The sequence below is a fragment of the Pseudomonas sp. TE31087 genome, assembly GCF_057284075.1.
The window spans coordinates 1,370,427-1,385,547 of the sequence record NZ_JBXVNN010000001.1; the positions used below are offsets into that span (position 1 = coordinate 1,370,427).

Consider the following 15,121-nt stretch of genomic DNA (forward strand, 5'->3'; position numbering starts at 1 on the left):
TCAGTGCTCCTCCACCTGTGCGGTCGCCCGCGCCTTCGCATAACCCCCGGCAGCCCACAAGCGGGCGTACAGGCCACGCCGGGCCAGCAGTTCGTCATGATTGCCGCGTTCGGCGACCGTGCCTTGGTCCAGCACCAGGATCTGGTCGGCGTGCATCACCGTGTCCAGGCGGTGGGCGATCACCAGCAGCGTGCGGCCCTGGGCGAAGCGCGACAGCGCCTGTTGCAGTTTGACTTCGTTCTCGGCATCGGCCGCCGCGGTGGCTTCGTCGAGCACCAGCACCGGCGGGTCGAGCAGCACGGCACGGGCGATGCTCAGCCGTTGCAGCTCGCCGCCGGAGAACTGCACGTCCTCGCCGATCACCGCGTCGTAGCCGCGCGGCTGGGCGAGGATGCGCTCGTGGATATTGGCGATCCGTGCCGCGGCCTCGATCTGCTCCTGGCTCGCCGAAGGCCGGCCCAGGGCGATGTTCTCGCGCACGCTGGCATGGATCAGGCGCACGTCCTGCAGGACGAAGCCGATACGCCGGTACAGCTGGGCGCTGTCGATCTGGCGCAGGTCGACGCCGCCCAGGGTGATGCGCCCGGCGCTGGGGTCGAAGAAGCGCAGCAGCAGGCGCGCCAGGGTCGACTTGCCGGCCCCCGAGGCACCGACCACCGCGGTCACCGTGCCGGGCTCGAGGGTGAACGACACCTCGCTCAGCACCGGATTGCGCGGGTCATAGTGATAGCCCAGGCCCTGCACTTCGATCCGAGCATTGGCCGGCAGCTTGCCGGCGGCGCCCTGGTCGTCGGTCTCCAGCACCGGCGTGCGCAGCAGCGCCTGCACGCGCTGGGCGGCACCGGTGGCGTTATTCAGGTCATGGGTGATATAGGCCAGCAACAGCAGCGGCGCGCAGATGCCCGGCGCCACCAGGGCGAACGGCAGTACCTGCACCGGGGTGATCCAGCCCAGGCTGACGAACAGTGTGCCGAACGCCAGCACCACACCGAGCACCGACACCGGCGCGATCATCGCGTTGGCATTGGCCATGGCGCTGACCAGCGGCCGGGTGAAGTCGGTGAAGGCCGCGGCGAAGGCGTCCACCGCCTCGCGGTAGCTGCCATGGGCCTTGCGCTGGCCACCGAAGGCCTTGACCACAGGGATGCCGTTGACGAACTCGACCACGGCCTGGTTGATCCGCCCCATGCCGGCGCCGAAGGCCTGCATGTTGCGGGCGCTGGCCTGGTGGGCGCGGGCGAAGAACAGGAAGAACAGCGGGAACGGCAGCATCGACACGATCGCCATGCGCCAGTCCATGGCGAACAGGTAGACGATCGAGGCCAGCACCGCCCCGGCGCTGCGTCCGAGAGTGGTATAGAAGTGCGCGGTGAGGCTGTGCAGGATGCCTATATCGTCCTGCATGGCCTGCTTGACCTCGCCCGAGGCGCGGCTGGTGAACCAGCCCAGCGGTACCCGCGCCAGGCGGCGGATGATCGCCAGGCGCAGTGTGCCGGTGATGTGGTTGTCGGCCAGGTGCGCCACCAGGTCGCCCAGCGAGATCAGCGCCATGCCGGCAAACAGGCAACCCAGCCCCACGGCGATGACCGGCCAGGCCTGGTCGACGCCCTGCCCGCCGGCGAAGGCCAGCCGGGCAACTTCAGCGATCGCCGCCAGGGGCGCCAGGGTCAGCATGGCGCCCAGGGCGGCAAGCAGCCCGGCGACGATCAATCGGCCGCGTATCGGCGCAAGCACCGCGGCGACCGGCCCACGGGCGGACGATTCCGCCACCCCTTGTTCAACACTCATGAATGCTCCTTTTCAGCACGAGGGGCGGGCCGGGCCGTCCCAGGGGCGCCCTGCCCGCGTGTCCTTCTCAACCTGTATTCCGCACGAGGCGGTCAAACCCGCAAGAAAATCTGCGCACGCTCAGGCGCCGCCCAGCCGGTAGCGCCGGCAGGTGCGCAGGCCGGCGGCGATGTATTTTTCCACCGAGGACACCGAAACCCGCAGCTCGGCGGCGATGGCGCGATGGGCCATGCCGTCGAGGCGGCACAGCAACAGGGCCTGGCGCGCCTTGGGCGAGTGCCGTTGCAGGGCGCTGTCGATCGCACCCAACGCTTCGACCACCAGCGCCCGCGCCTCCTCCGACGGCACCCGTGGCTCGGGCTGCAGGCCATGATCTTCGAGGTAGCGGATTTCGCGCTGGCGACGGCGGTACAGGTCAATGACCTTGCCGTTGGCGATCTGCGTGAGGTGGCAGCGCGACTGCTCGGCGCTGGGCACCTGGCCCTTGTTCATCAGGTGCAGGTAGATGTCGTGGGCCAGGTCCGCCGCGTCCACCGAGTTGCCCAACTTGCGCCGCAGCAGGTCGCACAGCCAGCCGTGATGATCCTGATACAGCTGGTGCAGCTGCTGACGAAGCGCGAACGTTCCGTTGTCCACGGTACCTCTCCCTGAGCGTGGTGCATTCCAGACGGCTTGCTTTGACGTGCGCCAATCTAGATGATAATTATTTGCATCTTTCACACCATAACGAATCCCCGGGATTCACGCAATGCACCCCGGTGGTGCAACCCCTCTGCGCGGCCACTCACCGCGATCCATGGATGGCAGTGAGGCCGACGCGGGCCTTGAACGATCGAACAGCAGGAAGCTAGCTATGTTGGAACGCAACACCACCCCACCCTCGCCCCAGGTCCTTGACGAACACGAGGAACTCGCCTGGTTCGCCCAGCAGCAGCAACCCGAGCGGTTGCACCGGCAACTGGGCGCCTGGCGCCTTGGCCCCCGGGCCGACCTGTCGCTGCTGGCCCTGGCCGTGCAGGCGGTGGTCGAAGCCACGCCGGGCCTGAACAGCCGCTACCACTTCAGCGACGACGGCGACCTGTACAAGACCCAGGAACCCGGCTGGTACCCGTGCCTGCGCATCGAACGGAGCGCGGCCGAGGGCATGGACGCCCTGCTGCGGGCGCGCCAGGCGGCGCCCTGGGATTCCACCAGGCAGCCGCCGTTCGAGGCCCTGCTGCTGGCCAGCGAACAGCAGGCCGTGCTCGGCCTGCTCTGCCATGCGGTGCTGCGCCAGTCGCCACAAGCCTTGCTCGAACGCATCCGCGCCGAATACGACGCCCAGGCCGGCGACCAGCCACTGCTGCTCGAACCGCTGTCGCAGGCGCCCTCGACGGACATTGCGCAACGCATCCTCGACGCGTTCCGCCAGGCCCTGGCGGAGCCTGGCATGACCCTGGACGATGACTTCTTCGACATGGGCGGCCACTCGCTGCTGGCCACGCGGATCATCGGTCGCCTGCAGGGCGAGCACGGTATCGAACTGCGCTTCAGCGACTTCTTCGCCTCGCCCAGCGCGTCGGCGCTGGCCACCCGCGCCAAGCTGAGCCAAGGGCAAGCCGACCAGGTCAGCCAACTGGCCGAGGAAATCCAGCAAGCGCCGATGGCCCTGGCCCAGGCATCGTTGTGGCGCGCCTGCGCGGCCTTCGACTACGGCACCATCTTCAACCTGCCCTTTGCCCTGGACTTCCACGACCCGGTGGACGAAGTGCTGCTGCAACAGGCCTTCACTGACCTGCTGGAACGCCACGCCAGCCTGCGCACCACCTACCATGGCGAAGGCGACAGCGCCTGCCAGCGCATCGTGCCGTTGGCCGAACTGGGCCGCTACAAGTGGTTCTGGAACAGCACCGAAAGCACCGGTGCAAGCCTGGCCAGCGAGGCCAAGCACCGCTTTGACCTGGCCCGCGAGCTGCCGCTGAGGCTGCGCCTGCTGCGTGACCCGCACAGCGGCCACCAGGTGCTGTCGTTCCTGGTCCACCACATGGCCATCGACGAGTGGTCGCTGAACGTGATCATGGCCGAACTGGCCGAGGCTTACCTGGCCCGCGCCCAGGACCGGGCGCCGCAATGGCCGGCGGCGGCGCGTACCTTCCACGAATTCGCCCTCGCCCAGAGTGCCCAAGGCCCGAAACCGCGCCACCTGGCGTACTGGACCGAGCTGCTGCGCGACGCCACCCGTGGCCTTGCCCTGCCCGCCTGCGCCGACGCCCCGAGCGTTCCCGCCGAACAAGCCACCACACGCGCACGCTGGCTGGAGCTGCGCCCCGAACCCGGCGTGCTGGAGCAACTCGGCGCCAGTGCCCGGCAGCACCAATCATCGCTGTTCAGCGTGATCTACACCGCCATCGCCCTGTCGCTGCACAAGCTCGGCAACCTGTCGGACCTGGTGATCGGGACCTCGGCCTCGGGGCGTACGGATCCGGCGTTCTTCGACACCGTCGGCTACTTCACCACCATGGTCGCCCACCGCGTGCAGTTCGCCCCGGAGCAGTCGCTGGGCGAGCTGCTGGGTGAAGTGACGCGGATGATCAACGACTCGATGGCCTATGCCGACGTGCCCATGGAGACCATCCAGCAGGCATTGGGCATGACGCCCGCCGAGGGCCTGATGTTCGATGTGTACGTGCAGATCCACGCCAACAACGCCCTCAATGGCGCCCTGCGCACGCCCGAGGGCCAGGCGATCCGCTACAAGCAGATCGACCCGGACAAGAGCGAGTCGATGTTCGGCCTGCAGTTCGAGATCATGGAGGATGTGTTCGACGGCCAGCGCTCGCTGCGACTGGTGGTCACCTACCGCAGTGATCGCTACAGCGCTGTCCAGGTCGAGCGCCTGTGCGCGATGATTTCGGCGGCGTTCGGGGTATTTGCCGAGGTGGATGCCGGCCGGCGGGCGCTGGGCGACGTAGTGTTGTAGCACCCCGGGGGGGGGGCGCTTTGCGCCCCTTTCGCGGCGCAAGGCCGCTCCTACAGAGAGGTACGCGTTCCCCTGTAGGAGCGGCCTTGTGCCGCGAAAGGGCTGCGAAGCAGCCCCATGGCTCAGTCCTGCGGCAACCCGTAGAGCTGGAACGACGACCGCTGCGGCACCCGGTACTGCGCCCGGCCCAGCAACTGGTTGAGGATCACCGCATTGCGCACCGGCCCCAGACCCAGGTCCGGCGAGCCGACGCCATGCTGGAAGATCTCCGCGTTCTGCACGAACACCCGGCCACTGCCGCCATCGCAACGCTGTGCGGTGAAATCCTCACCGACGATGCAGTCACCGTGCGCGTCGGTGGCCAGCACCGTGCCCTTGAGCTGCTCGAACCACTGCGGCCAGGCATGGGCATAGCCGGTCGCCGCGACAATCGCATCGGTTTCCAGCGTCGCCCGCTGGTCCAGTTGGCGGTGGCGGAAGGTCATGCGCAGGCCCGCCGAGGCCAGGTCCTCCACAGTCTCCACGTCGCAGTTGGACAACAACGTCAGCCCCGGCTCGCGCCCGCCGATGGAACGCTCGTAGATCAGGTCGTAGATTGCGCCGATGGTGGAGAAACTGATGCCCTTGTACAGCAGGCCCTGCTCCGCGACGATCTCGCGGCGCTTGTCGCGGTCCAGGGTGTGGAAGTAGTTCATGTAGGCCGGGGTGAAGCACTCCTGGCCAAGCTTGGAGTACTCCATGGGATGGAAGCCCCCCGACCGAGTAATCCAGTGGATCGACGCCCCCGCCTCCACCTGCTCCGGCGTCAACGCATTGAACAGGGCCAGCACGCACTCCGCCGCGCTCTGCCCGGAGCCGACCACCACCACGCGCCGGCACTGCTCCAGTTCGGCCTGGCGCTTGCCGAACTCCGCCGAGTGCAGCACCGGTGCCTGGCTGCGCGCGCGCGCCCAGGCCGGCAGCCACGGCCGGGTGCCGAGGCCGATGGCCAGGTCGCGGCTGCTGTAGCGCCGCTCCAGGCCCGACACCGACACACTGTCGATGACGAAGCGCTCGCTGCCGCCATCGTAGCGCACCCCGGTGACCTCTTCGCCGAAGTGGCAGGCTGGCAGCTGGCGCGCGGCCCAGCGGCAATAGTGATCGTATTCGCGTCGGGGCACCTGGAAGTGGTCGTAGTAGTAGAACTGGAACAACCGGTCGTGCTGGTGCAGGTAGTTGAGGTAGCTCAACGGGTGGCACGGGTCGGCCAGGGTCACCAGGTCGGCGAGGAATGGCACCTGCAAGGTGGTGCCCGGCAGCAGCAGCCCCTCGTGCCAGCGAAATTCCGCCTTGCGCTCGAGGAACGCGCAGCGCAGGTCCGGGTGGCGCGACAGCAGCGCGGCCAGGCCCAGGTTGAACGGTCCGACGCCGATGCCGGCGATGTCTACGGTTGCTATGTCCATATGCTCGATGATTTCCCAAAAACTACGGATGGCGCCCTGGGCCGGGCCCAGGGCGGTTGATTCAGGCAGGCGTGGCGGCAAGCAGGCGCTCGACGTCTTCGACCGTGCGGCACGGCAGCAACTGTGCGGGCGACAAGCGCACCGCAAAGGCCTCGCCCAGGCGTGCCGCCAGGGGCTTGAGGTGCTGCGGGCGCAGGCCCATGGCGAGGAAGTCCAATGCCGGCTGCGTGGCACCGAGCACCTGCTGGTAGATCGCCAGCACCTGGGCGCAACGCTGCGGGTCATTGGGCGTCGCTGCCGGCGCCTGCTCGGTTTCGCCTTCCAGCAACGCGCGGGCGCGGCGGCGGTCCGGCTTGCCGTTGGCCGTCAACGGCAACTCGGCCACTTCGACGAAGCGCGTGGGCACGTGGGACTGCGCCAGCAGCGCCCGGGCATGCTCGCGTAGCGCCACGGCGCCGGGCGGCGCGCCGTTGCGCCGCACATAGAGCGCGCCGATGCAGGCCTCGCCCTGTTGCGTGTCGCCATAGTCCACCACCAGCACCTGCTGCACCGCCGGGTGGCGGATCAGCTCGATCTCGATGTCCGGCAGCGACACGCGCACGCCGCGCACCTTTACATAGCCATTGACCCGGCTGTCGAACAGCAGCACGCCGTCCTCGCGATAGCGGCCACGGTCGCCGGTACGGAAGGCACGCACCGGCGCGCCGTGCTCGTCGAGCACGCTGACGAAGTCGTTCTGCACCAGCTCGCCCTCCTGCAGGTAGCCCAGGGCCAGGCCCACGCCGCTGGTGTGAATACGCCCGGCGACGCCCTGCGGGCAATGCTCGCCGTGCTCGTCCAGCAGCCAGTAGCGATTGCCCGGCAGTGGCCGGCCATAGGGCACCCTGGCACGGTCCTGGTCACCGATCTCGTGCCAGATGCTCCAGATGGTGGTCTCGGTCGGCCCGCCAAGGGACACCAGCCGTGCCGCCGGCAACTGCTCGCGCAGCTCAGCGATCACCGCCGGCTTGATGTAGTCGCCGCCCTGGGCCAGCAGGCGCAGGCTGTTCAGTCCGTCGCCCTGGCGGCAGGCCAGGAGCATTTCGAGGATGGCCGGCACCGAGCACCAGAGGCTCACGCCATGCTGCCTGACCAGCTGGTTCCAGCGCAGCGCGTCCTTCTCCTCGCCGGGCTCGGGCAACACCAGCGCCGCCCCGGCGCAGAGGCTGCCGAGCACGTCGAACACCGACATGTCGTGGTGCAGCGGGGTCACCGAGATGAATACGTCATTGCGGCTGACCTGCCACTGCGCCAGGGTGCTGCCGATGACGTTGGCCGTGGCGCGGTTGTTCAGCACCACGCACTTGGGCTTGCCGGTGGTGCCAGAGGTATAGAGGTAGTAGGCCGGCGCGCTGCTGGCCGACAAGGCCGCCAGGCCACCCAGGTCCAGGGTTGCCGGCGGACTCGCCAGCAGTGGACCGACTGCGTCGACCACCAGCGCCGGCTGGCAGTTGTCCAGCAGGTAGCGCAGGCGCTCCTCGGGCGCCGCCGCGTCGATCGGCACCCAGACCAGCCCGCTCAGGGCGCAGGCCAGGGTCGTCATGGTGTGCTCGGGGCCACGTGGCAGGCAGATGGCGACCACCTGGCCGGGGCGCAACCCGCGAGCCTGGAATGCCCCGGCGATGCGATTCACGCCCTGCCCCAGTTCGGCATAGCTGATACGCCGTTCGCCGTGCAGCAAGGCAATGCGCCCATTGTCCGGGCCGAACAGGTTGTGGGCGATGCGCCCGAGGATGTCGACAGGTTCGGCCTGCGCCTCAGTGCTGTTCAGGCGGTAGTGACCAAGGTCGATGAACTGCCGTGCGTGAATTTCGAACGCGGCCTGCCCGGCCAACTGCTCCACCGCCTGGCCAAGAGCCGCGAGCAACTGCCCGACCCAGCGGCCATCGACCGCTTCGCGGGCATAGTCGATCTCGAACGCCAGGCCTCCCTCGGCGGTGTTGCAGAAGCGGATGTCCATCGCCACCTGGGGCGTCTGAGTCAGGCCCGCGCTCAAGGTCATCGGACCATCGACCGCGCCCACCGGCCAGGACAAGCCATTGGTCAACACCACCGGCAGTGCCGGGCCCGGGCCGTTGCTGTCGTATAGCAGGCGGGCCAGGTCCACGCCGGAGAACGCCAGGTGCTGCAGCCCCTCCAGCACATCGGCCTGCAGGCGCTTGGCGCGCTCGGCGAGCGTGGGCAGGCGGTGTTGCCAGTCGAGGGCGATGAAGCTGGAACGGTTGGCGAACGCGCCGTCCTGGGGCGGCGCCACCGGCACCGCCACGCACAGGCTGCCCTCGTCGAGCCAGTGGCCGAGCACTTCCAGCACCACGGCCATGATCGTCGAGTTCTTGAACAGCCCCTCGCGCGCACCGGCACGACTCAACGCCTTGAACGCCGGGGCCGGGATCACCTGACGCTGGCGTGCATACCGGGCCACGCCGACCTTGTCCAGGGCGCAGCGCCACGGTAGCCGTGGCGCGCCATCAACCTCGGCCAGCTTTGACTTCCAATACTCGGCATCGGCTTTGCGCACCTCGCTTTGGTCGTTAACAGCCGCCGTCGGCTCGCTGGCGGTCAGCGGCTGGCAGTGCCCGTTGAACAGTTCGACCATCAGGGTAGCGATGGAGCGTCCATCGAGGATCAACGCATCGAAGCGCACGAACACCACCAGCTCGCCCTGCGGCAACGGGAAGGCGGTGACATTCCAGGGCGGCCCGGCAAGGTCGGACAGCGCATGGGCGTAGACCTCACGACGAACGTCGAGCTGTGCCTGGGCCTGCTCGGCCGTCAAATCGTGCAGGTCGATCACCTCCAGGTTGACCTGCACCTGGTCGCTTACCGACTGGGTCAGTGCCTGGGCGTCGATGCGGGTGCGCAGGCTGTCGTGGCGGCGCACCATGTCCATGAGGCGGCTGCGCAGCAGCGCCAGGTCCATGCGCCCGCGATACTCGCGAAACTCCTGCATGGCCACGCCGCCCAGCGGCAGATGTTCGCCTCGCCCCAGCAGGTAGGCCTGCTGCAAGGCGTTCAAGGGACAATCCCGGTTGGCCGCGATCGCCAAAGGCTGTTGCAGCGCGCCCGTGTCGGCAGCCACCGCCACGGCCAAGGCGATGAAGCGCTCGAACAGCGCCTGGACCCAATCCGCCGGCAGTGCGTCCAGGCGCACATCCCAGTTGACCAGCAGACCGCCATCGACCTGGACCACCTGCGCGTCCAGTGCCACCTGCGGACCTTGGGAGATCACCCAGTCCATCGGCCCGAACACCCGGCCCACGCGCTCGGAGAACAGCTCGCCACCGGGCAGGTCCAGCCCTGCGGTAAAGACCACTGGCGCCAATTGCGGCGTGCCGTGATGGCGCGACAGGTCGCGCATCAGGTCCACGCCCGGATAGGCGCTGTGCGCCAGGCGCTCGACCAATTGCCGGTGCAGGTCCTGGCACAGCGCGGCAAGGCTGGTGACGCCGGTGAAGTCGACATCGACCAGCACCAGGTTGGCGAACTCGCCGACGATCCGTTGCACCGGCTCCAGCACCGGCTCGCGCCAGAACACCGGTACGTTCAGGCGCAGGCGGCGGTCCCCGGTGTGTTCGCCCAGGGCGCTGGCGAACAGCCCGAGCAGCAACGCCGACGAGGTGATCCGCTGCGCCCGCGCCGCCTGCTGCAAGGCGCGGTACTGGGCAGGTTCGAGCCGGGCGGCAAGGCGCTCGCTGCGCGCCGGCCCTGGCGGGAGCAAGGGTAATGAGGGCGCCGGGGCGATATGCGCCAGGCGTGCTCGCCACCAGCCGCGGTCACGGCTGCGGGCGGCGCGCAGGTCGGCATCGGCACGCACCTGGTCCAGCCAGTCGAAGTAGCTCGGCGTGGTCGGCAGCACGGTTCCAGGGGTGTCGTACAGCCGGGCCAGGTCTTCCATCAGTACCCGGAAGCTCGACGGGTCCACCGCGATCATGTCGGTGTCCACATGCAGCCGGCTGGCATTGCCCGGCAGCAGGCTGAGGCCAAAGCGTGCGCCCTGGCCGACATTCAGGTCCAGGCGCTGGTGGCTCCACTGGCGACGTTTCTCCAGCAGGCGCCGCTCCACGGCCGGCCCGTCCAGGTGGCTGAAATCCTCCAGCTCCAGCTGGGCGCACAGCGCCTCGTCGATGCTCTGCCGCCCCTGCCCGTCGATGCGCAGCCTGAGCATCGAATGCGCCCGGTACAGCCCCTCAAGTGCGCCCGTCAGGCGCGCCACATCGATGGCCTGGCCATCGAACTCGGCATACAGGTGAGCGCTGACGCCACCCAGTGCCGCATGTGCATCCCGCCCGATCCAACAGGCGGCCTGCATCGAAGTTAACTCTCTCATCGCTTACCCGCGTGGTTGACAAATCCATGTGTTTCGCGTCCTCATATTTACTAACGAGAATGATTATATTTCAAGGTTTTCTTTCTCACCCATCGCCAAGGAGGCTACCCATGAAGACAGGCACCCTGCGTTTGCAAGACAGGGACACCGTGCCGCTCAGCCAAGAGGACACGAGCTTTTCATTCACATCCGGCGACCGCGAACTGAGCGTCAGCGGTCTGCGCGAGCGTATCGACACCCCGGCGCAAGGAAGCCATCTGGCCGGCGGCGCACTGCGGCGCAGCATCGACCAGGCCTTCGAACGCGCCCGCCAGGCGGGGCAGGACAACCCGATCGTGGTCGGCGCCATCCCTTTCGACACCACCCAGGCTTGCAGCCTGTACGTCCCCCAGGCCTATGCCTGGCAGGCGCGCACCGCGGCTCCCGCCCAGGCCGGCGCACTGCCGGCGTTGCTCAGCCAGGCCAACATCCCCGACGAACACGGCTTCAAGCGCGCCGTGCGCCACGCCATCGTCAACTTCCAGCACAGCGATGTGCGCAAGGCCGTGCTCTCGGTGCAGCGTGAACTGCACTTTGCCGCACCCGTGGACCCGGCACAGGTGCAGGCCAACCTGAAAGCACTGAACCGCGAGGGCTACCACTTCCGCGTGCCCCTGGCCGATGGCGCCACCCTGCTGGGTGTGAGCCCGGAGCTGCTGGTGCACAAGCAAGGCACGGCGTTCGTCAGCAACCCGCTGGCCGGCTCGGTGCGGCGCATGGCCGACCCTGAGGCCGACCGCGCCAATGCGCAATGGCTGGCGGCGTCGGAGAAGGACCACTACGAGCACCGTCTGGTCACCGAGGACATCGCCCAGCGCGTCGGTGAACTGTGCAGCCGCCTGCAGGTCCCCGAGCGACCGTCGCTGATCAGCACTGCCGCGCTGTGGCACCTGTCCACCCGTATCGAGGGCGAACTGGCGGCGGCCGATATCGACGCCCTGCAACTGGCCTGCCGCCTGCACCCGACCCCCGCCGTGTGCGGCTATCCCACCGAGCGGGCCCGCCAGTTGATCCGTTTCGTCGAGCCTTTCGAGCGCGGCCTGTTCACCGGCATGGTCGGTTGGTGCGACGCCCAGGGCAACGGCGAGTGGGTAGTGACCATCCGCTGCGGCACCTTCAACGGCCAGCGCGTGCGCCTGTTCGCCGGCGCCGGCATCGTCGAGGCTTCCAGCCCCGATACCGAATGGAACGAAGTACAGACCAAGCTCGGCACCATGCTGCGTGCCTGCGGCCTGGACCATTGACCTCAAATCCGTTTTCCGAGACCTTCATGACTATCGAATTCACCCCCTGGCCGGCGGACCGGGCGCAGCGCTATCGCGCCGCCGGCTACTGGAACGACCAGCCGCTCAGCCAGTTGCTGATCGAGCGCGCCGCCGCGCAGCCACAAGCACCGGCGATCCTCTGCAGTGAGCGCCGCATCAGCTACGGCGAACTGGACCGGCGCGCCTCCAACCTGGCCTCGCGCCTGGCCGCCCACGGCCTGGGCCAGGGCGACACGGCGCTGGTGCAGCTGCCCAACGTCGCCGAGTTCTACATCGTGCTGTTTGCCCTGTTCAAGGCCGGCATCGCCCCGGTCAACGCGCTCTACAGCCACCGCCAGCACGAGCTGGGCGCCTTTGCCCGGCAGATCCACCCCGCCCTGCTGATCGCCTCGGCCGAGCACGAAGTGTTCCGCAACGACGCGTTCCTCGACGACCTGGCCAAGGAAGGCCTGCGCCCGAAGCTCACGCTGATGCTCGATGCCCTCGACGACTGGAGCGCCAGCGCCGATGTGCGCGGCACCCACTACGCGCCCAGCCCAGCCGGCGCAGTGGCGCTGTTCCAGCTGTCCGGCGGCAGCACCGGCACTCCCAAGCTGATTCCGCGCACCCACAACGACTACGCCTACAGCGTGCGCGCCAGCGCGCAGATCTGCGCACTGGACAGCGACACACGCTTTCTCTGTGCCTTGCCCGCGGCGCACAACTACACCCTCAGTTCCCCCGGTGGCCTGGGCGTGCTGCATGCCGGTGGCTGCATCGTCATGGCGGCCAATCCGGAGCCGCTCAACTGCTTCGCCCTGATCGAGCGCCATGCCGTGACCATGGCCGCCCTGGTGCCCAGCGCCGTGGCCCTGTGGCTGCAGGCCGCGCCCGGGCATGCCGCCAAACTGCGAAGCCTGCGCCTGCTGCAGGTCGGCGGCGCCAGTTTCGCCGAGGCCTTGGCCCGGCAGGTGCCCGAGGTGCTGGGCTGCAGGCTGCAACAGGTGTTCGGCATGGCCGAGGGCCTGGTCAACTACACCCGTCTGGATGACAGCGACGAGCAGGTGTTCACCACCCAGGGCCGGCCGATCAGCGAGCTGGACGAAGTGCGCATCCTCGACGAACAGGGCCAGCCGGTCGCCGACGGCGAGCCGGGCATGCTCGCCACCCGTGGCCCCTATACCTTCTGCGGCTACTACAAAAGCCCCGAGCACAACGCCCAGGTGTTCGACCAGGACGGCTTCTACCACTCCGGCGACATCGTCCAGCGCAGCGCCGACGGCAACCTGCGGGTGGTCGGCCGGGTCAAGGACCAGATCAACCGCGGCGGCGAAAAGGTCGCCTCGGAAGAGATCGAGAACCTGATCGTCATGCACCCGGACGTGACCCACGCCGCCCTGGTGGCGCTGCCCGACGACCTGCTCGGCGAAAAGAGCTGCGCCTTCATCGTCTCGCGCAATCCGCAGCTCAAGCCGATTGCCCTGCGCCGTCACCTGATGGGCCTGGGCATCGCCGAGTACAAGCTCCCGGACCGGATCCGGCTGATCGACGCCATGCCGCTGACCGCAGTGGGCAAGATCGACAAGAAGCAACTGCGCGCGCTGCTCGCCGTTGCCCCGACCGCCTGACCGTCCAAGGACCCGACATGACCATTCCAACCATCCACGACTATGCCATGCCACAACGGGCCAGCTACCCGGCCAACAAGACCCAGTGGCAGCCCGACCCGGCCCGCGCCGTGCTGCTGATCCACGACATGCAGCGCTACTTCCTGCGTTTCTACCAGCCCGACGGCGCCCTGCTCACCGCCCTGGTGGACAACCTGTCGCGGCTGATCCAGTGGGCCCGCGAGCAGGGCATCCCGGTGGTCTACACCGCCCAGCCCCATGAACAGCCGCCCGAGGACCGCGCCCTGCTCAACGCCATGTGGGGTCCGGGCCTGCCGGCGGCCAGCCCCGAGCAGCAACCGATCATCGACGCCCTGGCGCCGCAGCCGGGCGATACCGTGCTGACCAAGTGGCGCTACAGCGCCTTCCAGCGCTCCGACCTGCTCGAGCGCATGCGCGGTTGGCAGCGTGACCAGTTGCTGATCGGTGGCGTGTACGCTCATATCGGCTGCATGATCACCGCCGCCGACGCCTTCATGAACGATATCCAGGCCTTCCTGGTGGGCGATGCGGTGGCCGACTTCTCCGAGGAGGAGCACCGTCTGGCCCTGAAGTACGTGGCCACCCGTTGCGGCCATGTGACCGACACCGCCACCCTGCTGACCCAGCCCGCGGGCGAAACCACCCGCGACTGGCTGCACGGCCGGGTGCGCCAGATGATCGAGGACGACAGCGACCTCGACCCGCAGGAAAGCCTGATTTTCTACGGGCTGGACTCGCTGCAGGTGATGAAGCTGGCCGCTGAGCTCAAGCAGCGCGGCATCGCCGTCAGCTTCGAGGAACTGGCCAACGCGCCGACCCTGGACGGCTGGTGGTCGCTGGTGCAAGCGCGGGGTGCCGCCTGATGGCCATGGCCCGTTTCACCGGCCGGCGCGTGCTGGTCACCGGTGCCGCCAGCGGCATCGGCCGCTGCGTGGCGCAGCAGTTTCTCGACGAAGGCGCCGAGGTCATCGGCCTGGACTGCGAGGAGGCCGAGGTGCCGTTCCCGCTGCTGCATGTCGAGCTCACCGATCCGGCCGACGTGCAGCGGGTCTGTGACCGCCTCAAGGAGCAGGCGCAGTACCTCGACGTACTGGTCAATGTCGCCGGCGTGCTGCGCCTGGGGCGCAGCGACGAGGTGTCCTGGGAGGACTGGCAGCGCTGCCTGGATGTCAACGTCAGCGCGCCGTTCTACCTGATGCGACAATGGACCCCGGTGTTCCGCCGCCAGCGCCGCGGCGCCATCGTCAACGTCGCCTCCAACGCCGCCCATGTACCCCGCCTGAACATGGCCGCCTACTGCGCCTCCAAGGCCGCGCTGGTCAGCCTGAGCCATTGCGTGGGCCTGGAACTGGCGCCCTATGGCGTGCGCTGCAACGTGGTCTCGCCGGGCTCGACGCGCACGCCGATGCTCGCCGGCATGCTCGGCGACCCGGCGCTCGAGCGCCAGCTGGTCGACGGCCTGCCCGGGCAGTTCAAGCTCGGCGTGCCGCTGGGCAAGATCGCCACGCCCGACGACATCGCCAATGTGGTGCTGTTCCTGGCCTCCGAGCAGGCCGGCCACGTGACCCTGCAGGATATCGTGGTCGACGGCGGCGCCACCCTGGCCGCCTGAGCCTGATGCGGCACTGACAAGG

General features: G+C 68.4%; 9 protein-coding genes. 5 read left to right on the top strand and 4 right to left on the bottom strand.

Annotated features, from left to right (window positions below; all coding sequences use genetic code 11):
• Both ACZ899_RS06165 and ACZ899_RS06170 read right to left on the bottom strand, forming a co-directional pair.
• A complete protein-coding gene (locus ACZ899_RS06165; protein WP_234561659.1) occupies nucleotides 1-1,788 on the bottom strand; it encodes an ABC transporter ATP-binding protein in 1,788 nt (595 codons plus the stop codon).
• 120 nt (nucleotides 1,789-1,908) lie between these two features.
• The gene (locus ACZ899_RS06170; RefSeq protein ID WP_234561658.1) at nucleotides 1,909-2,424 is read right to left on the bottom strand and encodes a sigma-70 family RNA polymerase sigma factor; all 516 of its coding nucleotides are present in this window, start codon (nucleotides 2,422-2,424) and stop codon (nucleotides 1,909-1,911) included.
• A 217-nt stretch (nucleotides 2,425-2,641) separates the two neighbouring features.
• Here ACZ899_RS06170 and ACZ899_RS06175 point away from each other — a divergent pair, with 217 nt between their 5' ends.
• Nucleotides 2,642-4,747, top strand: coding sequence for a condensation domain-containing protein (locus tag ACZ899_RS06175; protein WP_234561657.1), 2,106 nt, complete (start codon nucleotides 2,642-2,644; stop codon nucleotides 4,745-4,747).
• A gap of 122 nt (nucleotides 4,748-4,869) precedes the next feature.
• Here ACZ899_RS06175 and basC read toward each other — a convergent pair whose 3' ends face one another.
• Nucleotides 4,870-6,189, bottom strand: coding sequence for a putative histamine N-monooxygenase (gene basC, locus ACZ899_RS06180; RefSeq protein ID WP_234561656.1), 1,320 nt, complete (start codon nucleotides 6,187-6,189; stop codon nucleotides 4,870-4,872).
• Between the two features lie 61 nt (nucleotides 6,190-6,250).
• Nucleotides 6,251-10,537 (bottom strand): amino acid adenylation domain-containing protein, encoded by a 4,287-nt coding sequence (locus ACZ899_RS06185; RefSeq protein WP_234561655.1) that lies wholly within the window; start codon nucleotides 10,535-10,537, stop codon nucleotides 6,251-6,253.
• 128 nt (nucleotides 10,538-10,665) lie between these two features.
• On the opposite strand from ACZ899_RS06185, the gene ACZ899_RS06190 reads away from it, so the two are divergent.
• Genes ACZ899_RS06190 through dhbA form a run of 4 tightly spaced genes read left to right on the top strand, consistent with a single transcriptional unit; the run spans nucleotide 10,666 to nucleotide 15,099 of the window.
• Entirely contained in the window at nucleotides 10,666-11,838 is a 1,173-nt protein-coding gene (locus ACZ899_RS06190) for an isochorismate synthase (protein WP_234561654.1), read from the top strand.
• 26 nt (nucleotides 11,839-11,864) lie between these two features.
• Nucleotides 11,865-13,466, top strand: a complete 1,602-nt coding sequence (locus ACZ899_RS06195) for a (2,3-dihydroxybenzoyl)adenylate synthase (RefSeq protein WP_234561653.1) — start codon at nucleotides 11,865-11,867, stop codon at nucleotides 13,464-13,466.
• 17 nt (nucleotides 13,467-13,483) lie between these two features.
• Nucleotides 13,484-14,350: an isochorismatase gene (locus ACZ899_RS06200; RefSeq protein ID WP_232856207.1), complete on the top strand. Its 867-nt coding sequence runs from the start codon at nucleotides 13,484-13,486 to the stop codon at nucleotides 14,348-14,350.
• Nucleotides 14,350-15,099: a 2,3-dihydro-2,3-dihydroxybenzoate dehydrogenase gene (gene dhbA, locus ACZ899_RS06205; RefSeq protein WP_234561652.1), complete on the top strand. Its 750-nt coding sequence runs from the start codon at nucleotides 14,350-14,352 to the stop codon at nucleotides 15,097-15,099. Before ACZ899_RS06200 ends, dhbA begins: the two co-directional genes overlap by 1 nt.
• Nucleotides 15,100-15,121 lie beyond the last annotated feature (22 nt).

Excerpts from the sequence above, each read along its gene's own strand:
- ACZ899_RS06185 (WP_234561655.1), bottom strand. The coding sequence starts at position 10,537 with ATGCAGGCCGCCTGTTGGATCGGGCGGGATGCACATGCGGCACTGGGT.
- dhbA (WP_234561652.1), top strand. The coding sequence starts at position 14,350 with ATGGCCATGGCCCGTTTCACCGGCCGGCGCGTGCTGGTCACCGGTGCC.
- ACZ899_RS06165 (WP_234561659.1), bottom strand. The coding sequence starts at position 1,788 with ATGAGTGTTGAACAAGGGGTGGCGGAATCGTCCGCCCGTGGGCCGGTC.
- ACZ899_RS06200 (WP_232856207.1), top strand. The coding sequence starts at position 13,484 with ATGACCATTCCAACCATCCACGACTATGCCATGCCACAACGGGCCAGC.
- ACZ899_RS06175 (WP_234561657.1), top strand. The coding sequence starts at position 2,642 with ATGTTGGAACGCAACACCACCCCACCCTCGCCCCAGGTCCTTGACGAA.
- ACZ899_RS06195 (WP_234561653.1), top strand. The coding sequence starts at position 11,865 with ATGACTATCGAATTCACCCCCTGGCCGGCGGACCGGGCGCAGCGCTAT.
- basC (WP_234561656.1), bottom strand. The coding sequence starts at position 6,189 with ATGGACATAGCAACCGTAGACATCGCCGGCATCGGCGTCGGACCGTTC.
- ACZ899_RS06190 (WP_234561654.1), top strand. The coding sequence starts at position 10,666 with ATGAAGACAGGCACCCTGCGTTTGCAAGACAGGGACACCGTGCCGCTC.